Annotated in this window: 26 protein-coding genes and 2 pseudogenes; 18 read left to right on the top strand and 10 right to left on the bottom strand. The window is 66.6% G+C overall.

Going from position 1 to position 24244, the window contains the following annotated elements; translation table 11 throughout:
* The first annotated feature begins 13 nt into the window (after positions 1–13).
* Positions 14–1069, top strand: a complete 1056-nt coding sequence (locus EOW65_RS10175; protein ID WP_240664620.1) for a Hint domain-containing protein — start codon at positions 14–16, stop codon at positions 1067–1069.
* 71 nt (positions 1070–1140) lie between these two features.
* Here the strand turns inward: EOW65_RS10175 and EOW65_RS10170 are convergent, their stop codons facing one another.
* Complete coding sequence (locus EOW65_RS10170; RefSeq protein ID WP_128149097.1) at positions 1141–2073, bottom strand: LysR substrate-binding domain-containing protein; 933 nt, start codon at positions 2071–2073, stop codon at positions 1141–1143.
* A gap of 115 nt (positions 2074–2188) precedes the next feature.
* Between EOW65_RS10170 and lysA the strand changes: the two genes are divergently transcribed.
* From lysA to EOW65_RS10115, 10 genes and pseudogenes are all read left to right on the top strand, one after another.
* Entirely contained in the window at positions 2189–3601 is a 1413-nt protein-coding gene (gene lysA, locus EOW65_RS10165) for a diaminopimelate decarboxylase (protein ID WP_128149237.1), read from the top strand.
* Positions 3598–5181 carry an ABC transporter substrate-binding protein gene (locus EOW65_RS10160; protein WP_128149095.1) on the top strand — a complete coding sequence of 528 codons (1584 nt, stop codon included), beginning with the start codon at positions 3598–3600 and terminating at the stop codon, positions 5179–5181. The genes lysA and EOW65_RS10160 overlap by 4 nt, the downstream gene beginning before the upstream one ends.
* Positions 5182–5252: 71 nt before the next feature.
* Positions 5253–6182 (top strand): ABC transporter permease, encoded by a 930-nt coding sequence (locus EOW65_RS10155; RefSeq protein WP_206364051.1) that lies wholly within the window; start codon positions 5253–5255, stop codon positions 6180–6182.
* A complete protein-coding gene (locus EOW65_RS10150) occupies positions 6179–7069 on the top strand; it encodes an ABC transporter permease (RefSeq protein WP_206364050.1) in 891 nt (296 codons plus the stop codon). The genes EOW65_RS10155 and EOW65_RS10150 overlap by 4 nt, the downstream gene beginning before the upstream one ends.
* Before the next feature lie 4 nt (positions 7070–7073).
* On the top strand, positions 7074–8081 hold the full coding sequence (locus EOW65_RS10145; protein WP_128149091.1) for an ABC transporter ATP-binding protein: 1008 nt from the start codon (positions 7074–7076) through the stop codon (positions 8079–8081).
* Positions 8078–9067, top strand: a complete 990-nt coding sequence (locus EOW65_RS10140) for an ABC transporter ATP-binding protein (protein ID WP_128149089.1) — start codon at positions 8078–8080, stop codon at positions 9065–9067. The genes EOW65_RS10145 and EOW65_RS10140 overlap by 4 nt, the downstream gene beginning before the upstream one ends.
* An 8-nt stretch (positions 9068–9075) precedes the next feature.
* Complete coding sequence (locus EOW65_RS10135; protein WP_128149087.1) at positions 9076–9591, top strand: L,D-transpeptidase family protein; 516 nt, start codon at positions 9076–9078, stop codon at positions 9589–9591.
* Between the two features lie 49 nt (positions 9592–9640).
* Positions 9641–11218 (top strand): D-aminopeptidase, encoded by a 1578-nt coding sequence (locus tag EOW65_RS10130; RefSeq protein ID WP_128149085.1) that lies wholly within the window; start codon positions 9641–9643, stop codon positions 11216–11218.
* 425 nt (positions 11219–11643) lie between these two features.
* Entirely contained in the window at positions 11644–13296 is a 1653-nt protein-coding gene (locus EOW65_RS10120) for a flavin monoamine oxidase family protein (protein ID WP_128149083.1), read from the top strand.
* A 125-nt stretch (positions 13297–13421) separates the two neighbouring features.
* Positions 13422–13963, top strand: a pseudogene (locus tag EOW65_RS10115) (transposase); the annotation flags it as partial.
* 187 nt (positions 13964–14150) lie between these two features.
* On the opposite strand, the gene EOW65_RS10110 reads toward EOW65_RS10115, so the two are convergent.
* Both EOW65_RS10110 and EOW65_RS10105 read right to left on the bottom strand, forming a co-directional pair.
* On the bottom strand, positions 14151–15014 hold the full coding sequence (locus tag EOW65_RS10110) for a GlxA family transcriptional regulator (protein WP_128149081.1): 864 nt from the start codon (positions 15012–15014) through the stop codon (positions 14151–14153).
* Entirely contained in the window at positions 14968–15957 is a 990-nt protein-coding gene (locus EOW65_RS10105) for an MFS transporter (RefSeq protein ID WP_164880055.1), read from the bottom strand. The genes EOW65_RS10110 and EOW65_RS10105 overlap by 47 nt, the downstream gene beginning before the upstream one ends.
* A gap of 119 nt (positions 15958–16076) precedes the next feature.
* Here EOW65_RS10105 and EOW65_RS20485 point away from each other — a divergent pair.
* Positions 16077–16223: pseudogene (locus tag EOW65_RS20485) on the top strand (IS256 family transposase); the annotation flags it as partial.
* Between the two features lie 379 nt (positions 16224–16602).
* On the opposite strand, the gene EOW65_RS10095 reads toward EOW65_RS20485, so the two are convergent.
* From EOW65_RS10095 to EOW65_RS10085, 3 genes are read right to left on the bottom strand one after another with little or no spacing between them, the layout of a single operon-like run.
* On the bottom strand, positions 16603–17013 hold the full coding sequence (locus EOW65_RS10095) for an ACT domain-containing protein (RefSeq protein ID WP_128149075.1): 411 nt from the start codon (positions 17011–17013) through the stop codon (positions 16603–16605).
* Complete coding sequence (locus EOW65_RS10090; RefSeq protein ID WP_128149073.1) at positions 17006–17368, bottom strand: antibiotic biosynthesis monooxygenase family protein; 363 nt, start codon at positions 17366–17368, stop codon at positions 17006–17008. The genes EOW65_RS10095 and EOW65_RS10090 overlap by 8 nt, the downstream gene beginning before the upstream one ends.
* Positions 17365–17688 carry an NIPSNAP family protein gene (locus tag EOW65_RS10085; RefSeq protein WP_128149070.1) on the bottom strand — a complete coding sequence of 108 codons (324 nt, stop codon included), beginning with the start codon at positions 17686–17688 and terminating at the stop codon, positions 17365–17367. Before EOW65_RS10085 ends, EOW65_RS10090 begins: the two co-directional genes overlap by 4 nt.
* Positions 17689–17761: 73 nt before the next feature.
* Here EOW65_RS10085 and EOW65_RS10080 point away from each other — a divergent pair, with 73 nt between their 5' ends.
* Entirely contained in the window at positions 17762–18427 is a 666-nt protein-coding gene (locus EOW65_RS10080; RefSeq protein WP_128149068.1) for an ArsR/SmtB family transcription factor, read from the top strand.
* A 109-nt stretch (positions 18428–18536) separates the two neighbouring features.
* Here EOW65_RS10080 and EOW65_RS10075 read toward each other — a convergent pair whose 3' ends face one another.
* Positions 18537–18941, bottom strand: coding sequence for a type II toxin-antitoxin system VapC family toxin (locus tag EOW65_RS10075; RefSeq protein ID WP_128149066.1), 405 nt, complete (start codon positions 18939–18941; stop codon positions 18537–18539).
* Complete coding sequence (locus EOW65_RS10070; RefSeq protein ID WP_128149064.1) at positions 18941–19192, bottom strand: type II toxin-antitoxin system Phd/YefM family antitoxin; 252 nt, start codon at positions 19190–19192, stop codon at positions 18941–18943. The genes EOW65_RS10075 and EOW65_RS10070 overlap by 1 nt, the downstream gene beginning before the upstream one ends.
* Positions 19193–19362: 170 nt before the next feature.
* Here EOW65_RS10070 and pqqA point away from each other — a divergent pair, with 170 nt between their 5' ends.
* From pqqA to pqqE, 5 genes are read left to right on the top strand one after another with little or no spacing between them, the layout of a single operon-like run.
* On the top strand, positions 19363–19458 hold the full coding sequence (gene pqqA, locus EOW65_RS10065; RefSeq protein WP_113901478.1) for a pyrroloquinoline quinone precursor peptide PqqA: 96 nt from the start codon (positions 19363–19365) through the stop codon (positions 19456–19458).
* Positions 19459–19463: 5 nt separating this feature from the next.
* The gene (gene pqqB / locus EOW65_RS10060; RefSeq protein ID WP_206364055.1) at positions 19464–20357 is read left to right on the top strand and encodes a pyrroloquinoline quinone biosynthesis protein PqqB; all 894 of its coding nucleotides are present in this window, start codon (positions 19464–19466) and stop codon (positions 20355–20357) included.
* On the top strand, positions 20354–21115 hold the full coding sequence (gene pqqC, locus EOW65_RS10055; protein ID WP_128149060.1) for a pyrroloquinoline-quinone synthase PqqC: 762 nt from the start codon (positions 20354–20356) through the stop codon (positions 21113–21115). The genes pqqB and pqqC overlap by 4 nt, the downstream gene beginning before the upstream one ends.
* On the top strand, positions 21112–21390 hold the full coding sequence (pqqD, locus tag EOW65_RS10050) for a pyrroloquinoline quinone biosynthesis peptide chaperone PqqD (RefSeq protein WP_128149058.1): 279 nt from the start codon (positions 21112–21114) through the stop codon (positions 21388–21390). The genes pqqC and pqqD overlap by 4 nt, the downstream gene beginning before the upstream one ends.
* Positions 21387–22490: a pyrroloquinoline quinone biosynthesis protein PqqE gene (gene pqqE / locus EOW65_RS10045; protein ID WP_128149056.1), complete on the top strand. Its 1104-nt coding sequence runs from the start codon at positions 21387–21389 to the stop codon at positions 22488–22490. The genes pqqD and pqqE overlap by 4 nt, the downstream gene beginning before the upstream one ends.
* Here the strand turns inward: pqqE and EOW65_RS10040 are convergent.
* Together EOW65_RS10040 and EOW65_RS10035 are read right to left on the bottom strand one after the other, a co-directional pair.
* The gene (locus EOW65_RS10040; RefSeq protein ID WP_164880054.1) at positions 22487–23584 is read right to left on the bottom strand and encodes a hypothetical protein; all 1098 of its coding nucleotides are present in this window, start codon (positions 23582–23584) and stop codon (positions 22487–22489) included. The two genes, pqqE and EOW65_RS10040, sit on opposite strands and share 4 nt — an antisense overlap.
* Before the next feature lie 10 nt (positions 23585–23594).
* Entirely contained in the window at positions 23595–24149 is a 555-nt protein-coding gene (locus EOW65_RS10035; RefSeq protein WP_128149052.1) for a transferrin-binding protein-like solute binding protein, read from the bottom strand.
* Between the last annotated feature and the right edge of the window lie 95 nt (positions 24150–24244).

Raw genomic sequence — 24244 nt, 5'->3', positions numbered from 1 at the left:
AAGGGGTGCGCAGATGAGCTTTGACATGTCTGGAACTGCAATCCAGAGGGTCTCGGGCCTGATCCAGATCGATTTCTCGATCGGCAACGAGTACCAGGTGAACTACCCGCTCAACCTGGGGTCGCTGATTACCCAGACGGGTACGCTGACCGCCGACGACCAGAACGGGAACGGCGGCATCTCTGCCGGCGAGACGATCGACCATGACAACACCAATATCCCCATCCTCGACACCATCCCCGACCTGAGCAATGCAACGGTACTGGGCGTCGGTTACATGGGGGGGATCGTGAGCGGCCTTGTTGTCCGCTACCCCGTGATCCTGGTCGCGTCGGGCTCGATCCAGTACCTGATTTATCCGGAAGGACCGCCGGATCTGCTGACGCAGATCACCGGAACGGTGAACACCACGCTGCATTTCTACGCCAATGCACAATACTACCCGGGCGGCGGAGTGCCCTGTTTCGCCGGCGGCACGCGGATCAGGACGCGGCGTGGCGAGATCGCGGTGGAGGCGCTTCGGGTCGGGGACTCCGTCCTGACCGTGGATGATGGCTATCAGCCGATCCGCTGGATCGGATCGCGGCATCTGTCGTCGGGAGACCTCGCCATGAGCCCGCAGCTGCGGCCGATCCGTATTCGTTCGGGCGCCTTGGGGGCGGGGGTTCCCGAAGTCGATCTTGTCGTTTCTCCGCAACATCGGGTCCTGGTGCAGGCCGCGGTGGCGGAACGCATGTTCGGGGAGGCGGAAGTCCTCGTTGCGGCAAAGCATCTCCTCGCGCTCGACGGGGTCGAGATCGCCGAGGCGATGGCAGGTGTCACCTATTGGCACATCCTGTTCGACGGGCATCAGCTGGTGTTCTCGGGCGGTGCGGTGACCGAAAGCCTGTATTCCGGCTCCGAGGCGCTGAAGTCTGTCAGCGCTGCGGCGCGCGATGAAATCTTCGCACTCTTCCCGCAGCTTGCGGCCGGTGTGAGGCCCTCGCCGGCACGTCCTCTGGTGCCGGGCCGCCAGGCCGCCAGGCTGGCGGAACGGATCGCGCTGAATGGCAAGGCCTTAGTGAGGTGATCCCGTTGCGGCGCGGCTGATCGTATCCAAGCTATCCTGGCGATGGCTGCGGTGCCCGCCGGCAAGACCGATCAGGAGGGGACATCGCGCCGCAAGAAACCTTCGAGCTCCTCGGACATCTCGGCGGCCACCTCGCGCAGGGCGGCGATAACGCGGTGTATCTGCACGAGCCGGCTCGAGCGCCCGGGATGCCAGAGCGACAACTGGTAGGGGACGGGGTGTGACAGGCGGCGGAACACGACCCGCCCGCCGATCTGGCTGGCTGCGGTCAGCGGGTTGATGATCGAAACCCCCAGCCCCGCCGCCACCATGGCGCAGATCCCAGAGGCGGTGGTCGTCTCGGCGGCATAGTCCCGTGCGACCCCCGCCGCCTGGAACATGAGATCGAGCTTGTGGCGGTAGGGGTCGTGCTGGCTGAAATAGAGGAAGGGCTGCCCGGCGAAGTCCTGCGGCGACAGGATCTTGCGCGGGGCGAGCGGATGGTCCTGAGGCAGCACGCAGACCATGTCGCCGACGAATATCGTCTCGCTTGTGGCGCTGTCGCGTTCGAACAGGCTCTCGGCCATGCACAGATCGAAGACCTGCGTCGTCATCTCGGTCCGCAGCGATGGCTCTTCATGCGAATGAATCGAGAAATGCAGGGCTTGCGGCGATTTCAGGCATCTCTGGATCACCCGCGGGATGATCGATTCCGCATAGGCCGGAATGCTGGCGATGCGGAAACTCGCGGCATTATGGCTGCGGATCGCCGAGGCGGCGCGCCCGATCTCGTCAAGCCCGACGAAGGAGCGCAGCACGACCTCGTGCAGCAGCAGCGCCTGTTCCGTCGGCGTCAGGCGCTTGCCGAACCGCAGGAACAGGTCGAACCCCAGCCGCGCCTCGATCTCGCGCAGCTCGCGGCTGAGCGTCGGCTGCGAACTGCCTAATTTCGCGGCAGCCGCGGTGATACTCTTGTTCAGCATCACCGCGTTGAACACGTCGATCTGACGCTGATTCAGTTTCATTTCCTGGTCCCGGCGGCGATGCATATCGAAAGTGGATAAGAGACCACAATATAGAATTATGTACGCAGGGATGCATCAGGGAAAGATGGGCCGATCCTTCAACCGAAGAGGCCCTATGCCCCGCTCAAAGTCGCCCCTCGCCCTCCGCCCGGACAGCCCGTGGTTCAGCCGCCACGAGGGCATCCTGTCGATCGACGACGTGCCGCTGGACCGGATCGCGGCCGCGGTCGGAACCCCGTTCTACGCCTATTCCGTGACCGCTCTGCGACACCATTATTGCGCTCTGACCGAGGCGGTCGCCCCGCATCGCGTCGAGGTCTGCTTTGCCGTCAAGGCCAACAGCAACATCAACGTGCTGGCAGAATTCGCGGCACTCGGCGCCGGGATGGACATCGTTTCGGGCGGCGAGATGGCGCGGGCGCGGGCGGCGGGCACGCCGGCAGGGCGCATCATCTTCTCGGGGGTCGGCAAGAGCGACGCCGAGATCCGCAGCGCGCTGCGGGCCGGGCTGGGCCAGATCAATGTCGAAAGCCCGGCAGAGCTCGACGCGGTGGCGACGGCGGCACGCGCGCTTGGGCTGCGCGCGCCAGTGGCGCTGCGGGTCAATCCGGATGTCGATGCGCTGACCCATGCCAAGATCACCACCGCCCGCAAGGACAGCAAGTTCGGCATCGCGATCAACGAGATCCCGGCGCTTTATGCGGCGGCCGCGGCGCGGCCTGAATTGCATGTGGTTGGTCTGGCGGTGCATATCGGCTCGCAGATCCTCGATCTCACCCCCTTCCGCCTTGCCTGGAGTGCAATGGCTGCGTTGGTCCGCGATCTCCGCGCAGCAGGGCAGCAGGTCGACCGGCTGGATCTCGGCGGAGGTCTGGGCATTGCAGGCGCCGGAGGCCCGGGTCCCGACCTCGCAGATTATGCGCGGATCATCGGGCAAACGGTCGGAGACATGGATCTGGCCCTCACCATTGAACCGGGGCGCTGGCTTTGCGCGCAAGCCGGGGTGCTGGTGGCCGGGGTCCACTATCTGAAGCGCGGGGATGGCGCCGATTTCGCCATTCTGGACGCGGCGATGAATGATCTGATGCGGCCGGCGCTCTACGACGCGCATCATCCCGTCACGACGGTCCATGAGCCCCGCCCTGCGCCGGCGATGCCGCTCGTGCGCCTGGTCGGGCCGGTCTGCGAAAGCTCGGACGATTTCGGAACCTATCCGGATCTCGGCGCGCTGCGGGCCGGGGACCTTCTGGCGTTCCGGGATGCCGGCGCCTATGGTGCCGCGATGTCGTCCACCTACAATTCGCGGGATCTGATCCCCGAGGTTTTGGTGGAGGGCGACAGGTTCCGGATCATCCGCCGCAGGGTACAGATCCGCACGGCGCTGCGGCTCGAGACGCCCGGTGCCTGGCAGGGCCCTGGTGCGGTCGGACAGAGAACGGGGGAGGCTGTGCGACAGGCATCCCATGCACAAGAAAAGTCGCAAGACGCCGGACAGACGGCAACACGAACAGAACGAGGTATCGAATGACCAGGAAACTGAACCTGCTACTTGCCACGGGCCTGACCAGCCTCATGCTGCTGTCACCCGCCTTTGCCGAGAATATGCTGCGCGTGTCCTATCCCGAGGATCCGAAGAGCGCCGACGCGCAGATGACGACGGATTTCTACACGCTGCCGCTGAACATCTTCGACCGACTGGTAGAGTCGGAGACCACCGGGCCGGGGCAATCGGCGCTGGTCCCCGGGCTGGCCGAACGCTGGGACGTCTCGGATGACGGACTGACCTACACGTTCCATCTGCGCAAGGACGTGAAGTTCCACAACGGTGCAGTGCTGACCGCCGACGACGTGGTCTATACCTTCGACCGGATGCTCAATCCCGCGACGAAGGCGCTGAACACCGACATCCTGACCTTCATCGCCGGCGCCGAGGAACGGCTCGACGGCAAGGCCGACAGCGTGTCGGGGCTGAAGGCCCTCGACGACCAGACCGTGCAGATCACCCTGACCAAGCCCTACGCGGCCTTTCTCGCGCTGCTCGCGGCACCCGGGGCCTCGATCTACAACCGTGCCTTCACCGAGGCGGCGGGCGACCAGTTCGGTCTGACCCCGGAAACCACCAATGGCACCGGCCCCTTCATCTTGCGTGACTACACGCTGAACGACAGCGAGATGCTGGAGGCGAATGACGACTACTGGCGCGGCCGGCCGAAGCTCGACCGGCTTCTGATCCGCGTGGTCTCTGATCCCGATACGCTGCGGATGCTGTTCGAATCCGATGAGATCGACGTGTTCGACATGGACTTCGCCCCGACTCAAACGCCCTACTTCTACGGGGCCGACCAGTGGAAGGACCACATCGTCTCGGGTCCGCGCGTCGGCATCTACTATTACAACATCAACCAGCTGAAGAAGCCCTTCGACGATCCCCGCGTCCGCAAGGCGTTCCAGATGTCGATCGACCGGCAAACCATTCTCGACAAGAACTTCTACGGCAAGGGCAAGCTCGAGGATGGCGTGATGCCGCGCGGGCTGCGCTGCTATGCGCCGGCCGAGCCGATCGCATACGATCCGGTGAAGGCGAAGGAGCTGCTGACCGAAGCAGGCTATCCCGACGGGGTCGAGATCAATCTGCAACAGGTCTCCAGCTGGTCGTCGCGCTGGTCCGACATGAACCAGATCATCCAGGCGCAGGTTGCCGAGGCCGGGTTCAAGGCGAAGATCATCACCACCGACGAGGCGGCATATCTGGCGGCGCGCAAGGCGGGGGATTCGGATGCCTACACGCAGGTCTGGTCAGCCGATTTCAACGATCCCGACAACTTCTTCTACACCTTCTTCTCCGAAACGGGCAGCAAGACGCGCGGTTACAACAACAATGACCCCGAAGTCTTCGCCGCGATCGAGAAGGCGCGCGGGATGACCGACCCGGCGGAGCGCTGCAAGCTCTATCAGGATCTGACGGCGCGGATCGTCGATACGGATGCCGCCTGGGTGCCACTGTTCAGCCTCGATCACAGCTTCGTCGTGCAACCCCGGGTGAAGCATTTCATCGTTCCGTGGAACGGCTGGAGCGACATGAGCTATTACAACGTGGAAGTGGAATAACGGCGCCCCGGCTGCCCGTTCCGGCCGAACGCGTCCGCTGCCCTCACAGAAAGAGCACTCCACTGATGTTGATGTTCACGCTCCGACGCATCCTCGTGTCGATCCCGGTGCTGATCGGGATCACGATCATCCTGTTTTTGATGATGAACGTGGTGCCCGGTGACCCGATCGAGCTGATGATGCGAGAACATGCAAGCCCCGACGTGATCGCGCGGGTGCGGGCCCAGATGCATCTCGATGACCCGATGGTGGTGCGCTATTTCCGGTTCCTGTGGAATGCGTTGCAGGGCGATCTTGGCGTCTCGATCAAGCTGAACCGACCGGTGACGGACCTGATCCTGAAAGCGTTTCCGAACACCTTGTCTCTCGCGGTCTGCGCCGCGCTGGTGTCGTGGATCATCGGTATTCCGGCGGGCATCCTCTCGGCGGTGCGCCGCGACAGTCTGCTTGACCGGTTCTTCATGGGGTTTTCGCTTCTGGGCGTGTCGATGCCGATCTTCTGGTCGGCACTGCTGTTTCAATACATCTTCGCGATGAAGCTGAAGCTGCTGCCGGTGTCGGGGTTTTACGGCTGGAAGTACATGATCCTGCCGGCCATCGTTCTGGGCTGGTCCTCGGCCGGGGTCATCGCGCGGCTGACACGGTCGAGCCTGCTCGAGGTGATGCGGCTCGATTTCATCCGCACCGCGCGGGCCAAGGGGCTGCGCGAGACCGGCGTCATCACCCGCCATGCGCTGAAGAACGCCCTGATCCCTGTGGTGACGATCATGGCGATCCAGGTGGCGAGCCTGTTGTCCGGCGCGGTCATCACCGAGGCGATCTTCTCGATCCCCGGCGTCGGCCGGATCACCGTAAGCGCGATCTCATCGCGTGACATGCCGCTGCTGCAGGGCGCGGTGCTCTTTGCAACGGCGCTGGTGATCCTCGGGAATCTGGTGGCCGACATTCTCTATTCGATCCTTGATCCCCGCATCCGCGCCCAGATGAGGAAAGAGGCATGATGACCCGTTCTGTCGATTCGGCCGCTACTCCGGAGACACCCGATGAAGCGAGCTTCCTGCGCGACACTGTCCGCGCCTTTAGGCGCAACCGCATGGCGATGGCGGGGCTGATCTTCATTCTGCTTCTGGTGTTCTGCGCGGTCTTCGTGCCCTGGATCAGCCCGCATGATCCCTATCGCGTCGCGCTCGACGAGCAGTTGCTGCCGCCCTCGACCACCTATTGGCTGGGGACCGACAATTTCGGCCGCGATGTGCTGACCCGCATCCTGTACGGGGCGCGGATCTCGCTTGTCGTGGGCATCGTGCCCAGCCTGATCTCGCTGTTGATCGGCACCATCATGGGGATCCTGAGCGGCTATTTGGGCGGCAAGACCGATTTCGTGGTGATGCGGCTGGCCGACATGATGATCGCCTTCCCCTCGCTGCTGCTGGCGATGGTGGTGATGTACACACTGGGGGCGAACCTGCTGAACATCTTCCTTGCCCTCGCCCTGGTCGGCTGGGCCTCGGTCGCGCGGGTCGTGCGGGCGCAGACCCTCGCGCTGCGCGAGAAGGAATTCGTCGAGGCGGCCCATGCCAATGGCACCTCGCGCGGCCGGATCATGTTCGACCATATCTTCCCCAATGTGGTGCCGACACTGATCGTGCTCTTCTCGCTGTCGATCCCCGAGGCGATCATGTGGGAATCGAGCCTCTCCTTCCTGGGCGTGGGGGTGCAGCCGCCGGCGGCGAGCTGGGGGCTCTTGGTGGCGAAGGGGAAGGAATACATGTTCCAGAACCCGAGCGTGGCGATCTCTCCGGGGGTCGCGATCCTGCTGGCAGTGCTCGCCTTCAATTTCATCGGCGACGGGCTGCGCGATGCCCTCGACCCCTCGATGAAGGACTAGGACGATGACGCAGGACACGATCCTCTCTGTGCGCGGCCTTTGCACCGATTTCAGCGGCGGGCGCGGTGATGTCCGGGTGCTGGACGAGCTGTCCTTTGACGTCGGGCGGGGCCGCATCGTCGGGCTTGTGGGAGAAAGCGGCTCGGGCAAGAGCATGACGGCGCTGTCGCTGATGGGGCTGGTGCCGCAGCCGCAGGGCCGGGTGAGCGCACGCTCGATCCTGCTCGACGGCAAGGACCTGTCGAAACTGGGCCCCGCCGGGATGCGCGAGATCCGCGGTCGCGATATCGCGATGGTGTTCCAGGAACCGATGACCAGCCTGAACCCGGTGCGCAAGGTCTGGGAACAGGTCGGCGAGCCGCTGGCGATTCATCAGGGACTGGGCCGCCGGGCGATCCGGGCGCGGGTGCTGGAGATGTTCGAGCTGGTCGGCATCCCCGAGCCGAAGACCCGGCTCGATGCCTATCCGCACCAGTTGTCGGGCGGGTTGCGGCAGCGGGCGATGATCGCCATGGGGCTGATCTGCGAGCCGAAGCTGCTGATCGCCGATGAGCCGACGACCGCACTCGACGTGACCACGCAGGCTCAGATCTTGCGGCTGATGCGTGATCTGCGCGACCGGGTGGGAACCTCGATCATCATGATCACGCATGACCTGGGGATCATCGCCGAGATGTGCGACGAGGTGAACGTGATGTATGCGGGCCAGATCGTCGAACAGGCCGATGTGTTCGAGTTGTTCGAGCGCCCCGCGCACCCCTATACCCGCGGGCTGCTGGCCTCGATCCCGCGCGCGACCGAGCCGCGGGTCTCGCGGCGGATGCCCTCGATCCCGGGCATGGTGCCGAACCTCGCCAAGCTGCCCGAGGGATGCCGCTTCGGCCCGCGCTGCGGTGAGGCGATGCCGATTTGCCAGCGGGCGCCCGAGCTGAAGCCGCTCGGGCCGACCCATGCCAGTCGCTGCTGGCTCAACTGCCCGCAAGAGGCCCTGAGTCAAGGAGACGCGCCATGACGACCGACACCGGATCCGAAATCGTTCTCTCGACCCGCGCACTGACCAAGCATTTCCATGTGGGCGGCGGGTTTGCCGGGCGCCCGTCGCGGGTCGTGCGCGCGGTCGATGGCGTCACGCTGGAGATCCGTGCCCGCGAGACCTTTGCGCTGGTGGGCGAATCGGGTTGCGGCAAGACCACGCTCGGGCGGGTGATGCTGCGCCTGCAGGAACCGACCTCGGGTGAGATTGTCTATGACGGCACCGAACTGACCGGGCTTGGCGAAGGGGAGATGCGGGCCCTGCGCAAGAAAATGCAGATCGTGTTCCAGGACCCCTATGCCTCGCTGAACCCGCGCATGCGGATCGAGCAGATCCTCGCTGAACCGCTGCGCAGTCACGGATACGGCACCCCCGCCGAGATCCGCGAGCGCTGCGCCGAGCTGCTGGAGCTGGTCGGGCTGCGCACGCAATATCTGCGCAATTATCCGCATCAGTTTTCGGGCGGGCAACGCCAGCGCATCGGCATCGCGCGCGCGCTGGCGAACAAACCCGATTTCGTGGTCTGTGACGAAAGCGTCTCGGCGCTCGACGTGTCGATCCAGGCCCAGGTTCTGAACCTGCTCGCCGATTTGCAGGATCAGCTGAAGCTGACCTATTTCTTCATCACCCACGATCTTGCCGTGGTGCGCCAGTTCGCCGATCGGGTGGGGGTGATGTTCCTGGGCCGGCTGGTCGAGGTCGGCACCACCGAAGAGATCTTCGCCCGGCCCCTGCATCCCTATACGATGCTGCTGATGGCCGCCGTGCCGCGCCCCGACCCGCGCGCACGCGGAGGCGAGCGCCCGATGATGCAGGGCGAGATCCCGAGCCCGATGGCACTGCCCCCGGGGTGCCGGTTCCACACGCGCTGTCCCTTTGCACGCGACATCTGCCGGGTGGAAGACCCCGCCTTGCAGAACCACGCCGGCCACACCGTGGCCTGCCATTTCCCGCTGGAAAACTGAGAGAAACCATGGATCTGATCGTAACCAGACAGGGAGAGAACTGGCAGGCGCGGTTCGGTGAGCACGTTTGGCGTGCAGCGGTCGGCCGCAACGGCATCGCCGAGAAGCGCGCCGAGGGCGACGGGGTGAGCCCGCTCGGCTGCTGGCCGATCCGGCGCGTGCTCTGGCGCGCCGACAAGCTCGGTGCCGCGCCGGTCTCGGCCTTTCCGACCTCCGTCATCGCGGTCGACGACGGCTGGTGCGACGCGCCGGATCACCCCGACTACAACCGCCCGGTGAAGCTGCCCTTCGAGGCCAGCCACGAGGAGCTGTGGCGTCGCGATGATCTCTACGACATCGTCGTCGTGCTGGGGCAGAATGACGATCCCGTGGTGCCCGGCGCGGGCAGTGCGATCTTCCTGCATGTGGCAAGCCCGGGCTATGGCTCCACCGCCGGTTGCGCGGCCCTGAGCCGCGATGACCTGCTCGACTTCCTGGCCCTGGCACGGCCGGACACCAGGCTCTGTTTCCGCGCGGCGGAATAGCTCGTCACGGGACAAGCGATCGGACAGACCGCAAACCGCGGGGGAACGAATGCGCGAAGTTGACATCTCGGCGCTTGAACGCGCGCTGGATCTGCTGCCCGACCAGTATCGCGGCCCCGCAGGGGTGGCCGGTGTCGTCCATCGCGGGCGCGTGATCGCCCGGCGCGCCTGGGGCTATGCCGACACCGCGGCGCGCGTGCCGATGACCTCGGCGCGGCGGATGCCGATCTGCTCGATCTCGAAACAGATGACCTGCGCGCTGCTTCTGGATCTGTTTCCCGATCCCGAGGTGCTGGCACCGCGTCTTCCCGAGCTGCTGCCGCGGTTCCGTGGACCACTGCCGACCATTGCCCAGCTGTGCCACAACCAGTCCGGTCTGCGCGACTACTGGGCGCTGACCGTTCTGCACGGCGCGGCCCCCGAGGGGCGGTTCACTGCGGCCGATGGGGTGGCGTTACTGGCGCAGGCGCAGGACGGGCAGTTCCCGCCGGGGGCGCATTTCTCCTATTCGAACGGCAATTTCCGCCTGCTCGCCGAGTTGATCTGCCGCGCCACCGGGCGCGATTTCGGCGACCTGCTGGACGAGCGCATCTTCCGGCCCGCCGGCATGCCGACGGCCTGCCTCGCGCCTGACATGGCCACGCGCCTTGATGGCGTGATCGGCTACGAAGGCAATGACGAGGTGGGCTTCGTGCCGGCCGAGAGCGCGCTCACCTGGTTTGGGGATTCAGGCGTTTCCGCCTCGCTCGAGGATATGCTGGCCTGGGAGCAGCACATCGACGCCACGCGCGACGATCCTCAGGGGCTCTACAACCGGATTTCCGCGCCGGTCTCTTTCGCCGATGGGACGGTTGCCAGCTATGGCTATGGGTTACGCCGCTACCATCATGCGGGCCGGGCCGTGACCGCCCATGGCGGCGGGGTGCGGGGGTTCTGTTCCTATCGGCTGCATCTGGCGTCGGAGCGCTTGTCGGTGGTCGTGCTCTTCAACCATGAGGCCAGCGCGATGCGCGCAGCCGAAGGGCTGATGACCGCGGCGTTGGGGACGGCGGAACATGCCTCGCCGCCGCTCGCCGCCACCGGCGAGGGCTGGAACGGGCTCTGGTTCGATCACGGGCGTGATCTGTTCCTGCGGACCCGTGCCGTGCCGGGGGGGGTGCGGCTGCATTATGCCGTCTCGCCGGTGGTGTTGCGCATCTCCGGGGAAAACTGTGCCGAAGCCCCCGACCTTGCGCTGCGGCGCGAAGGGGATTTTCTCCTGATGGAGCGCCGGGCCGAGAACCTGACCCTCCGCGCCACGCGGCTGGAGCCGCTGATCTGGGCCGATGCGGCGGAAATCTCCGGGCGCTACCACTCCGACGCGCTCGGCGCGGCGCTGGAGATTGAGGCCCGCGACGGCGCGGCGAGCATCGGGTTCGAAGGGATGTTGGGTGCCGGGCCGATGGAGCGGATGTATCCGCTGGCGCAGGATCTGTGGGCGGTAACCAGCCGCCGCGCGATGGATGCTGCACCGCCCGGGGAATGGACATTGCGGGTCCGTCGGGATGCCGCGGGCCGGGTTGAGGGGCTGACGCTCGGGTGCTGGCTGGCGCGCGGCATCACCTATCGTCGGCTCTCCAGGGCCTGACGGGCGGGAACAGCCCGCCCTGGCCCGGAAGCCTCTCGCCGCTTTCCCGGTCAGCGCAGCGCGGGCCGGTATCGCCGCCACGGCTCCGGACGCAGGCCTCGGGCCCTGCACCCGCGGCGACCAGATCGACGCTCAACAGCACTTTCCCCGGGGGCAGCGCAAGCGAGGGCTTTGCCGTCGGGCCAGAGATGACGGATTCCCGCCGAAGCTCAGATCCCCCTCGCTCCCCGCAAGCTTGGCATCGGAACTTTGCGCCGGCAGCGGTGGCAGCCTGCAGCTGCATACAAAATGCCGAAAAATCGGCCTCGATCCGCCCATCTGTCGGCGGCATCTGCCAAAGTGCCAGCTTCACTTCCGGCCTCCAGAAAATATATAGTGTATCAAACAGTTACGCCTTTTTGGCCCAACAGGAAGCCCGATCTGAGATGACCGTTCTCAAGCCCGTCACCGCCTTCGGCCCCGACTTCCCCTTCGCCTATGACGACTGGCTGAACCATCCCGCGGGGCTCGGGCGGATCCCGGTCGAGCGCCATGGCGAACCAGTGGCGGTGATCGGAGCCGGGGCTGCGGGGATCATCGCCGGGCATGAACTGATGAAGATGGGGCTGCGGCCGGAAATATACGAATCCGCCAAGTTTGGCGGCCGGTTGCGATCCGAACCTTTCGAGGGCGCCGAGACGGTGATCGCGGAACTGGGCGGGATGCGCTTTCCGGTCTCTTCGCGCGGCTTCTATCACTATGTCGACAAGCTCGGGATGGAAAGCCGACCGTTCCCGAACCCGCTGACCCCGGCGGCTGGTTCGACGGTGATCGATCTCGAGGGCGAGACCCATTTCGCCCGGGAGGCTGGTGATCTTCCGCCGTTGTATCGCGAAGTGGCGCAGGCCTATCGCGCGGCACTGGAAGAACATGCCGATTTCGCGGCGCTGACACTGGCGGTGCGGGCCCGCGACGCGGAGCGGATCAAGCAGATCTGGGATCCGCTCGTCGAGAAATGGGATGAGCGCACCTTTTATGACTTTGTCACCTCGTCGCAGGCGTTCCGGAGCCTGAGCTTCCGTCACCGTGAGGTCTTCGGCCAGGTCGGCTTCGGGACCGGTGGCTGGGACAGCGACTTTCCGAATTCGATGCTGGAGATCCTGCGCGTCAACCTGCTCGAGCTCGACGATCACCAGAGATATATCGTGGGCGGGGTGGAGTCGGTGCTGCACCGGCTCTGGAACGAGGTCGCTCCCTGTGCGCATTGGCCGGACGGCACATCGCTTTCGACGCTGAACGGAGGCGGCACGCTGGGCCGCGCCGTCCGGATCGCGCGCAATGCGCAGGGCGGGTTGACGGTGACCGATCAGTGGGGAGTCGCGCGCGACTATGCCGCTGTTCTCGTCACCTGCCAGAGCCATCTTCTGACGACCTCGGTCGAGGTGGATGAGGCGCTGTTCGCGCAGAAGCTCTGGATGGCGCTCGATCGCACCCGTTACATGCAGGCCGCCAAGACCTTCGTGATGGTAGACCGCCCGTTCTGGAACGATCCCGGCCCCGACGGGCGCCCGCTGATGTCGATGACGTTGACTGATCGCAACACGCGGGGGACCTATTTCTTCGACAACGGTCCCGGGCGGCCGGCGGTGATCTGCCTGTCCTACAGCTGGATGACCGATGCGCTGAAACTGCTGCCCTACGGGCCGGAAAAGCGCGTCGAACTGGCGCTTTCGGCGCTTGAGCGGATCTATCCCGGGGTCGACATCCGTCGCCATATCCGCGGCAATCCGATCTGCGTGAGCTGGGAGGCGGATGAGAATTTCCTCGGCGCGTTCAAGGGCGCGCTGCCCGGCCATTACCGCTACAACCACCGGATGTACGGCCATTTCATGCAATCGGAGCTGCCTGCAGCGCAGCGCGGCATCTTCCTGGCCGGGGATGGCATCAGCTGGACACCGGCTTGGGTCGAAGGAGCGGTGCAGACCGCGCTGAATGCCGTTTGGGGGATCATGACCCATATGGGCGGAGCCTGCGCACCCGACAATCCGGGGCCGGGCGATCGCTGGGCCGATCTTGGTCCGGTGAGCTTGCCGGACTGACCCCTGAGCGATTCCCCCGGATGCACCGATGGCGCACGGATGGGGAGCTTTCCTGCAGAGACATTGTCACACAACGCTGACCTTGGAGGATTCTTGACGTGAATCCAGATGGTTAGACGATGGGCATGCGCAAGCCTGCCCCCGCCCTCTGCCGCATGACGATCTGGCTCAGCTGCACCGCTTCGCTTCGCAAGCACGGGTCTGTGCGCACCTGGCTGGACAAGAACGGGCTTGGCGCGCGCCGCAACGCAGCCCCGGTCGCCCTGCGGTGTTCGCTGAGGCAGCAATCCAGTTCTGTCTGACCATGAAGGTCCTGTTCAAGCTGCCACCCCGACAAACGCCGGAATGGTTGCCCGTCTGCTCAAGATGGCTGGCCTGAACTGGGCAGTGCCCGAGCTCCCCCTGTCGATGGCACGAGACGCCGATGGTCCCTTGAACCCGCTGCTGGACAGCACCGGCATCAAGTTCCTCGGTGAATGAGATCGGAGTGTGGCTGCAGCGCAGCCGCGTAAGCCCATCGAATGAATGGCAGACCCGCAAATATGGTGTCCAGGGCCGGCGCCAATAGCGCAAGGGGCATCCGGCGCTGGACACCGCCAGGTCTGACATCCGGGCCGTGGCCTTTACTCCCAGCAGCGACGGTGACAGCCCCGTGCCGCCAGAGTTGCCCGATCATCCCCGATCCGCATTGCATTGACGAACAGCTTCCCGGCCCGCGGAGCGGCCGGGATCGTTCGCGTGGCCGGACCCCGAAGGGCGAGGGGGCGATCATGTCTCGGGCAGGAGTTGCGCAACAACGGCCGGGAAGGGGCTCCCTCAGTCCAACCGCCGAATTGCCCGACATCGCCGGGTCCTCACCCCCTAACGGCGGCGGACGTATTCTTCGGCGTAAACCGTGCGCGGAATTCGCTTGGTGTCACGCCATAATGACGACGAAACAGATGCAAAAGATTGCTTTCGCTGGCACAACCGACCTGTCGCGCAATTTGCTTGATCGACCTCGAGCCTGACACCAGGGCCTGACTCGCCGCTTCGACGCGGAACAGATCAACGGCCTGCATCGGGCTGCGCCCTGTGATCTCCCGATACCGGCGGCGGAAGGTGCGCTCGGACATTCCCGCGCGCGCGGCCAGCCCCTCAAGGTCGAGCCGCTCCGACAGGTTTTCGAGGATCCAGCCATTCAGCTCGCCAAAGACCGTATCTGCGCCACCTTGTGCTTCGAGCGGGGCACTGAATTGCGCCTGCCCGCCAGACCGCGTCATATAGACCACGAGGCTGCGCGCGACGGCCATGGCGACGTGTCTGCCCTGGTCGCGCGCGATCAATGCCAAGGTCATGTCAATCCCTGCGCTGACACCCGCAGGTGTCCAGATCGGCCCATCCTCAATATAGATCGGATCGAGTCCGACCAGCGCCTCAGGACAGCGTCTTCGCAACTCGTTGGTCCAGTTCCAATGGGTCGTCACCCGACGGCCGGACAACAGCCCTGCAGAGGCCAGGATGAAGGCGCCCGTGCACACCGAACAGACCTGGGAAAACGATCCATGATGTTTGGCCAGCCAGCTGGAAATCGCGCGGCTTTCGGGCGGCGCGCCCGGCCGTGCGCCACCCGGAACGATCACGCTGTCGATCCGTGCAGGGTCAAGGTCGGAAAGCGCGCGTGCCTGCTCCTCAGCGCTGTGCGATTGCGTCAGCAGGGCTGTCCCGGCAACGAACATGAAGTTCCAGCCGACACCGAGAGCGAGAAGCGCCGCGTGAAAGGCGACATTGGACTGCGAGCTTGCCCCCACGATGACGCAGGCCAAGGTGATGACATTCCCAAGATGCGGGATGCGCGAGAGCGCCGATACGCGAGATCAGCATTCCCGCGAACAGAGACGGACCATACATGCCCAGGAGGTGCCATTGGATGATGCTTGTGCTGTCTCCCACGCTCAGCCCGCAGCCGATCGCGGCAATCGGCGCCGCCGTCATCAGGAACATCATGACGACGCCGCTCACGGTCGAGTTGACCAGCGCCGCCCGGTACTCAGGCCGGGCAAGAAGTGCGGACACAACGATGCGCCGGGGTGGGGACCCTGCTGCATTCCGAAGGTGAGCGTCATCGCGATAGAGCGACAAGAGCAACAGCGACACCCCTGCCAGTCCCGCCACGGCCAGATAGGCCCCCGCAAAGAAGGGATCTCCGAGCCAGGCCCGGCTCCAGTTCGCAAGCGCGGGGCCGGCCAGCGCAGCGATCAGCCCGCCCGCCAGCACATAGGAAATGGCCCTCGCCTTTTGGGCTTTGGGAACGGTATCGGCCGCGGCAAGCCGATAATACTGCGCAAAAGCCTGCCAGATGCCGACACAGAAGGTCCCCAGTGCAAAGCCCCAGAACATCCCCTGCAGCACCGACCAGACGGAGATCAGCCCGCCAAGCGCCCCGAAGGCTGTTCCGATCACGAATCCCGCCTGACGCCCGAGCCGTTGCATCAGGCCTGCGGCACCCCAGGTCGTGAGCGCGGCCCCCAAGGTGATGAACGCGAATGGCAATGTCGCGAGCCAAGGCTGGGGAGCGAGCTGATAGTCGACGAGACCGGTCAGGGCCAGGTCAATTGAGATCGAACAGATGAACAGCGCGTTGCAGATCGTGAGGATCAGAGCATTTCGCTGTCGTCCCAAACGTTCAATACGGTCAGGCTAGGGGGGACTCCTATTTCCAGATCGAACCGTCGTGATTGATTCAGCTTGCCATGGATCTCGGTGGCCGACTGGCCAATTGACATGCTGATCTGGCCACGGCCCCGGTCATGCCTTCGATCGGCGCCGTGCTGTTCGAGCAGAACGATGACTGGCAGACCTCAAGCTGCGACCTGATCGCCGGAGCCTTCGCGCAGATCAAAAAGGAAGAGATCGGCCCCATTCTCAGCATCACGACGAAAGTCGCCGGATCAGGACCTCGGGTCATCCGGAAAATTCCCCAGCTTGACGGACACGACCGCAGAAAGGTGACGAGACGCGACGGAGTCTAAGAAAACCAGGGCTGTTCAGGGGCCGAGGCACACCGTGCCATAAAGGTGGCACGGTGTGCCACGAATTCTGCAACCATATGAAAAACAAAGAAAACTCGACTGTGAGCAACTTTTCCCAAGATAGTGAAAATAATGGTTTAATTCTAAACCCTTAGCGGAAATTTCAACTTGCTGCGTCAGGTGTGTGTTGTTTTTGCGGGGGGCGGCGGGTTTCATGCGATCCGGTCGAGGTCAGTCGCCCCTCTTGCCGACGGCTGGGCATGCGGTCATCGGCTCTCTGCGGCGGGCCTATCGCTCAGCGCACGCCGGTCTGCAGAGTGCCGCCGTCGCACCATGCCTCGGACACGCGCCGCGCCAGATCTTCCTGATCGCAGATCAGCACAAGCCGGTTGTGATGATCGGAATATTGCACGAGGACGTTGACCCCGGCCGCGGCGAGGGCACGGGAGATCGCGCCCAACTGGCCCGGCGTGCCCTGTTTCAACCAGCGGATCAGCGGCTTGCGGATCGCCACGACCGCGATTCCGGCATCGCGCGCCGCGCGGGCCGCAGCCTCGCCATCGCGGAACAGGAAATGTGCGAGGGTCCGGTCCCCACGGCTGAACACGCCGCCGCCCTCGAAGGACACGCCGGCGCGCGCCATCGCCTCGCCCAGTTCGGCCAGAGCGCCGGGGCGGTTTTCCAGATGAAACTCGAGGTCAAACATGATCGGCGGTCTCCTTGTGGATGGCGCGGCTGTCGGGCGGAGCCTCGGCGCGGGCGGTCATGCCGTACTCCCGGGTCACCGCCGCGATGCGCAGATGGTAATCGGCAAAGACGCGATCGCGGCCAGCGGCCTGCACGCGCCGGTGCTCGGGCAGGTTTCGCCAGGCCGCGACCGCCGCTTCGTCGCGCCAGAATGACAGCGACAGAACCTTGCCGGGGGTGGTCAGGCTCTGGAACCGCTCGATCGAGATGAAGCCATCGAGCTCCGCCAGCAGTGGTCGCAGGTCCGCCGCCAGATCGAGATAGTCGGCCTGCGCCGCGCCGGGAACCCAGGCCTCGAAGATGACGGCAATCATGCACGCCCCCCATGCGGCGCCGAGGCCAGCTTGACGAACAGGCGGCTTTCGCCTCGGATGAAGCCCTCGCGCCTGGCAAATTCGTAATTCGCGCGCCCCAGAGGATCGGCCGCCAGACGGGTGCGATAGGCTTCGTACTCGGCCAGAGACGGCAGCGAATAGAGGCCATAGGCCGTCGTGGTCGAGCCTTCGTGCGGGGCGAAATAGCCGACCAGATCGGCACCGCAGCGCGGGCTGCATTCCCCCCAATTCCGGGCATATTGCGCGAAGAGCTCGCGCCGGTTCGGGTCGATGTCATAGGTGATGACGCAGGTAATCATGGGGTTGTGCCTTTCTTGCTGACACCGGGTCTAGCCGGTTGGAGGCAGGGAAAGGTTCGATTAGGATCGAACCATGAGAGAAGGCCCCGATATCGCCCGCATAGCCGCCCTTGTGGCCGATCCTGCGCGCAGTGCGATGCTGATTGCGCTGATGGATGGGCGTGCGCTGACCGCGACCGAGCTGGCAGGCCTCGGCGGGATCACCCGCCAGACCGCCAGCTCGCATCTTGCGAAGCTGGTGGATGGCGAGGTGCTGGTGGTCGAGGCGCAGGGGCGGCACCGCTATTTCCGCCTGGCAGGGTCTCATGTCGGCAGCCTGCTTGAAGCGCTGATGGTCTTTTCCAGCGATGCAGCGCCGCCTGTGCGCACCGGCCCGCGCGATCCCGCGCTGCGCAAGGCCCGGATCTGTTACGATCATCTGGCGGGCGAGATGGGCGTCCGGCTGTTCGAGCGGATGCAGGCGGATCAGTGGTTGGCGGATGATCTGACCGTGACCGGCCGCGGCCGTGACAAGCTGGCCGAGATCGGTCTGGATCCTGAGAATCTGCCGCCGAGCAATCGACCCCTGTGCCGTGCCTGCCTCGACTGGAGCCAGCGGCGACCGCATCTGGCGGGGCGGTTGGGCAAGGCCATCCTGGATCATGTGATTGCCCAATCCTGGGCGCGTCGGTTGCCTGCCTCTCGCGTCATCAGGTTCAGTCCGGACGGCGAGCGGCGCTTCGACAGGTGGCTGGGCTGAGCGACGGCTTATCCCGCATCCCGACCGCGCTTGCGCCGAGGCGTGCAGCCCGCCGGGCTGGCCCCGGCTTTCCCCCCGATGCCTCAAACAGGCTTTGTTCGGGCCGGATTCAGCCGAACGGGTCTTCGAGCCGGCAGCCGGTGGGCAGGAAGTCGGCAATGTTGCCGGTGACCACGGTGGCATCGTGTGCAAGCGCGGTGGCGGCGATCAGCAGATCGGCGCCGGCGTGGCCGATCTCGGCCGAAAGCCGGCCCCAGATCCGCGCCTCTTCGGCGCCGAAGGGCAGGAGGCGGTCTGAGAACAGCGTCACCGTGCGCGACAGCCACGCCCGCAGATCCTGCGCGAAGGCAGGGTTCAGTACCTCCTGCCGGGCGATGCCGCGCTCGATCTCGCCCAGTGTGATCACGGAGAGATACAGCTCCTCGTCGCGCTGGCGCGCAAGCCAGGCCGATACCGCGGGGCTGCGTTCGGGCCGGCGCAGAGCCGAAATCACGTTGGTGTCGAGGATCAGCATCAGAACGCGACGTCGCGCGGCGTGACCGCGGGGCGATCCTCGGGCAGGGCGCCGCCCTTGGGGAAGGCGCGCAGATGCGCGGCGAAAGAGCCGCGATGCGCCGTCGCCGCGGCCTGCATCCGGGCGTAATCGGCGGCCGAGAGCACCACGACCGCGGGCTTGCCGCGCCGGGTCACTTCTTGCGGCTGGCCCGCAAGCGCGGCCTCGACCACGGCGGAGAAACGGTTCTTGGCGTCTTGCAGCGTCCACATGGCGGGGCCTCCTGTCCAGCTACCTGTCTAGATAGGTTCGAAACCGGCCGGAATCAACCCCCCGCCGCGCCCGCATCTCCGACCAAAGGAGGAGTCGCGTCGCCGGGGGTCAATCTGGCAGCATGGGCCATCGCCCGGGACCACGGGCGCAACCTCGGGAGGAGGGACCTATGGCCTGGACGAAACCGGTTCTGCGCGAAATCGAATGCGGCATGGAAATCAACATGTACGGCCCGTCGGAAGACGAAGGCGGCGTGCTGTTCTGAGCGCCTTGCGACTGCGCATTCTGGGCGCCGCGGCGGGTGGCGGGCTGCCGCAGTGGAACTGCGGGTGTCCGAACTGCGCGGCCGCGCGGGCGGGCGAGATTGCGTCACTGACGCAATCCTCGCTTGCCGTTTCGGGCGATGGCGGCGGCACCTGGGCGGTGCTGAACGCCTCGCCCGACATCCGCGCGCAGCTGGCGGCGGCGCCCCCCCTGCACCCGACCGGGCCGCGGGCGGTGCCGCTTGCCTCGGTGCTGCTGACGAATGGCGATATCGACCATATCGCGGGGCTGCTGACGCTGCGCGAGATGCAGGGGTTCGACCTCTTCGCGACGCCGGCGATTCTGGACGTGCTGGCGGCGAACCCGGTCTTCGACGCGCTGCGCCCGGGGCTGGTCGTGCGCCGTCCGGTGGCCCTCGACACGCCCTTTCGGCTGGCACAGGGTCTTGAGGCGACGCTTTTCGCCGTGCCGGGCAAGGTGCCGCTCTACCTCGAGGGCGAGGTGGTCGAGACCGGGCTCGTCGGCGAGCAGACGGTGGGGGTCGAGCTCGTGGGGGCAGAGCGCCGGGTGCTCTACATCCCCGGCTGTGCCGCGATCACGCCGGGTCTTGCCGCACGGATCGAGGGGGCGGACGTGCTGTTCTTCGACGGCACGCTCTGGGCCGACGACGAGATGATCCGCGCGGGGCTGGGCCACAAGACCGGCGCGCGGATGGGGCATCTGTCGATCTCGGGGCCCGGCGGCACGATCGCGGCGCTTGCGGATGTCAGCATCGGCCGGCGCGTCTTCGTGCACATGAACAACACCAACCCGGTGCTGCGCCCGGGCTCGGCGGAACGCGCCGGGGCCGAGGCGGCAGGCTGGACCATCGGACAGGACGGACTGGAGATCACCCAATGACGGAGCCCGCCGCTTCCCCCGCCGCTTTCGAGGCGCGGCTGCGCCGCATCGGCGCCGAGCGCTATCACGACCTGCACCCGTTCCATCACCGGCTGCACGGTGGCGGCTGCACCCCCGATCAGGTCCGGGCCTGGGTGATCAACCGCTATTACTATCAGCACTCGATCCCGATGAAGGACGCGGCCTTCATGTCGCGGGTCGAGGACCCGGCGCTGCGCCGCGCCTGGCGCTCGCGGATTGAGGATCACGACGGCACCGACACGAACGAGGGCGGCATCCGGCGCTGGCTGCGGCTGGCGGAAGCCGTGGGGCTCGATCCCGATTACGTGGCATCGTGCGAAGGCGTGCTGCCCGCGACGCGCTTTGCGGTCGATGCCTATGTGCGTTTCGTGCGGGAAAAGACCCTGCTCGAGGCGGTGGCGGCCTCGCTAACCGAACTCTTCGCGCCGGCGATCCATGCCCGGCGGATCGAGGGCTTGCTGCGCAACTATGCCTTCGCGAATGACGCCGCGCTGAGCTATTTCCGCCAGCGCCTGAACGAGGCGCCGAAGGACGTGGCCTTCGGGCTGCAATGGGTGCTCGACCACGCCGACACCGACGAGAAGCAGGATGCGGCGGCGAAGGCGCTGATCTTCAAGACGGATGTGTTGTGGGCGCAGCTCGATGCGCTTGAATCCGCCTATGTGCTGCCGGCGCGGATCCCGCCCGGGGGCTGGGTGCCGGGCGAGGGGCTGTTGTCCCGGGCGCGGGCGTCGTGATCGGGCCGGGCGAGGTGCCGCGCCTGCCGCGCGGCGTGCGGGTGCAACCCGACCGGGTGCGCGGGGGCTGGGTTCTGCTGGCGCCCGAACGCGCGGTGACGCTCGATGCCGTGGGCCAGGCGATCCTGGCCGAGGTCGACGGCAGCCGCAGTTTCGGCGAGATCTGCGCGCGGCTGGCCGCCGCCTTCGGCGCGCCCGAGGCGCAGATCGCCGAGGATGCCGGCGGCTTCCTCAATGCCCTGCGCGAGCGGCTGTTTCTGGAGGTGAGCCCATGACCCGCCCGCCGATCGCGATGCTGGCCGAACTGACGCATCGCTGCCCGCTTGCCTGCCCCTATTGCTCGAACCCGCTCGATCTGGTGCGCGGCGCGGCCGAGATGGGCACCGAGGACTGGGCGCGGATCTTCCGCGAGGCGGCGGATCTCGGCGTGTTGCAGCTGCACCTGTCGGGGGGCGAGCCGGCGGCGCGGCGCGATCTGGTCGATCTGGTGGCGGCGGCGCGGGCGGCGGGGCTTTATACCAACCTCATCACCTCGGGGATCGGGCTGACCGCGGCGCGGCTCGCGGCGCTCGATGCCGCGGGGCTCGATCATGTGCAGCTGTCGCTGCAGGGCACCGATGCGGCGATGGCCGATGCGATCGGCGGGCTCGAGGGCGCCTTTGCGCGCAAGCTCGAGGTCGCGCGGCAGATCGGCGAGATCGGCTTTCCGCTGACGCTGAACGCGGTGCTTCACCGGCGCAACCTGCATCAGCTGCCGCGCGCGATCGAGATGGCGCTCGAGCTGGGGGCGCGGCGGCTCGAGGTGGCAACGGTGCAGTTCCACGGCTGGGCGCTGCGCAACCGCGACGCGCTGATGCCCTCGCGCGAGCAGGCGCGCGAGGCCGGGCAGATCGTCGCCGAGGCCCGCGCGCGGCTGCGCGGGCGGCTGGTGATCGACTATGTGCCGGCCGATTACCATGGCGACTATCCGAAGCGCTGCATGGGCGGCTGGGGCAGCACCGGGCTGAATGTCGCGCCCGACGGCACGGTTCTGCCCTGCCATGCGGCGCAGACGATCCCGGGGCTCGAGTTCTGGTCGGCGCGCGCGGTGCCGCTGGCCCGGATCTGGGCCGAGAACCCCGCCTTCAACGCCTATCGCGGCACCGAGTGGATGGCCGAGCCCTGCCGCTCGTGCGAGCGCAAGACGAAGGATTTCGGCGGTTGCCGCTGTCAGGCGATGGCGCTCGCGGGCGATGCCGGGGCGACCGATCCGACCTGCGTGAAATCGCCCCTGCACGCGGATCTGGCGGCGCGTGCCGAGGCGCATGCGGCGGCCGACGCCGCCTTCGTCTTCCGCCCGGCACCCGGGCGCGAAACGGCGGGGCAGGGGGCCTAGAAGCGCAGCGACAGCTCGACGGTCAGGCTGCGCTCCGCCAGCACGCTTTGCCGCGCCGTGACCAGTTCCCAGCCAAGCGCCAGATCCGCGGCAAGCGGCCGGCCCTGTCCCGAGGTCAGCGGCACGCCCCGCACCAGCCGCGCCGAGACCCGCCGCTCGCGCCGCGCGCTGCCCAGGAACTGCCCGCCCGCGCGCTGCTCCTGCGCCAGCTCGAGCCGCGTCCACTCGCCAAGGATCTGCCGGGTCAGCGCAAGGCCCAGCCGGTGGCGCATCGCGACCTCGCTGGCCACCGGCTCGCCCAGAGACAGCGCCAGATCGAGCCGCGTCGCCCCGGGCGAGACCGTGGCGAGCGTCGCCGTGCCCTGCCATTGCAGCGCGCCCTGCGCCAGCCGGGCCCGGCGCAGCACGCCGCCGCCCTCGAGCAGCACCGGCCCGAGGCCGAAGCCGTGGCTCAGACCGATCTCGGCCGCCGAGCCGCGGCTGAAGCCAAGCGTGGTTTGGGAAAAGCCGGTGCTCAGGCATTCGCGCAGGCTGGTGCGCGCGCTCAGCCCCTGCCGCAGGCAGGCGCCGGCCTGCGCCGTGGTTTTTTCCTCGGACCCGCCGAGCGCATGCAGATAGCGGGCATCGAGGAAGGCCTCGGCGGCGAAGCGGCCGCCAAGGGCGAAGACCGCATTCGCCTGCCCGCGAACCCCGGCCATCAGGCGGGCGCGGGCGCGATAGTCGGGATCGACACTGAAGGCCAAGCCGCCGAGATCGAAGCCGGTGGCCTCGTAACCCCCATTGGCGTTCGGGTCATAGCTCAGCAGCGGCCGCAGCCGCGCCTCGCCCGCCGCAAGACCCGGCCCAGCCCAGCCATAGCCGAGCCGGCGCAGCTCGGCCTGCGCGAGCGGCCGCTCGGCCGGATCGAGCCCGCCCCGGCCAAGCGCGGCAAGCCGCATCGCCGGCGTGGCGAGGGCGAATTGCAGCGGGGTATGGGCCGGCGGCTCGGCCCGGAGCGGAGCGGCGGCACCGGCCAGCAGGGCGCAGACCGCGGCCGCAGATGCGAAAAGCGCGCCCCGGACCCAACCGGGGCGCACATGTTTTCGGAACCGCATCCGTGCCAGCTCAGCGCGCCACGATGAAGGCGCCGTTGAAGGCCCCGGTGGCCCCCGCGCCATCGGCGATCACGCCGCGCACCGCCTCGGCATCGGCACCGAGGAAGCTGCCCGACATCTGCGCGTTGACGTCTTTGCCACCGACGGTGCCGGTCAGGTCACCGCCCAGCACCGCGCCGGCGATCTGACCGCCCGACACCGTCATCTCGCCGCTGACCGGGGCATTGGTCGCGTCGCGAAAGTTGTCGATGCCGCCGGTCACCCCGCCGGTGGCGAAATCGGCGTTCAGCGCCATGTCACCCGACATCGTGGGCGCCTGCAGCAGCGCATCCATGTCGGTGCCCTTGCCGAACACCGCCGCGCCGGCATAGCTTGCCTGGCCGGTCACCGGCATCGCCGTGGCCACCGTCGCCGCGGTCTGCGCATATTCGGTGGTCAGCGTCTTCGCGCGGGTGAGCGACTCGGCCTGCGTCGGGGCCGGAGCCGGGTCCGAGGAGGAGCCACCGCCGCCGCAGGCGGTCAGGGCGGAGAGGGCGACGAGGGCCGGAAGGATCAGGAGTTTCATCAGTCAGGTCTTTCGATCAGCAGACAGGCTGCGTTTGGAAGGAAGGGGAGGGGGGCCGCGCCGGGTCTCCGGCCCGGCCCCGTCTGGTGTCGCCG

It is taken from the genome of Paenirhodobacter ferrireducens, from assembly GCF_004022265.1.
GTDB lineage: Bacteria > Pseudomonadota > Alphaproteobacteria > Rhodobacterales > Rhodobacteraceae > Rhodobacter > Rhodobacter ferrireducens.
The sequence above is the reverse complement of the archived record's forward strand: the minus strand, read 5'-3'. Positions and strand labels throughout refer to the sequence as shown.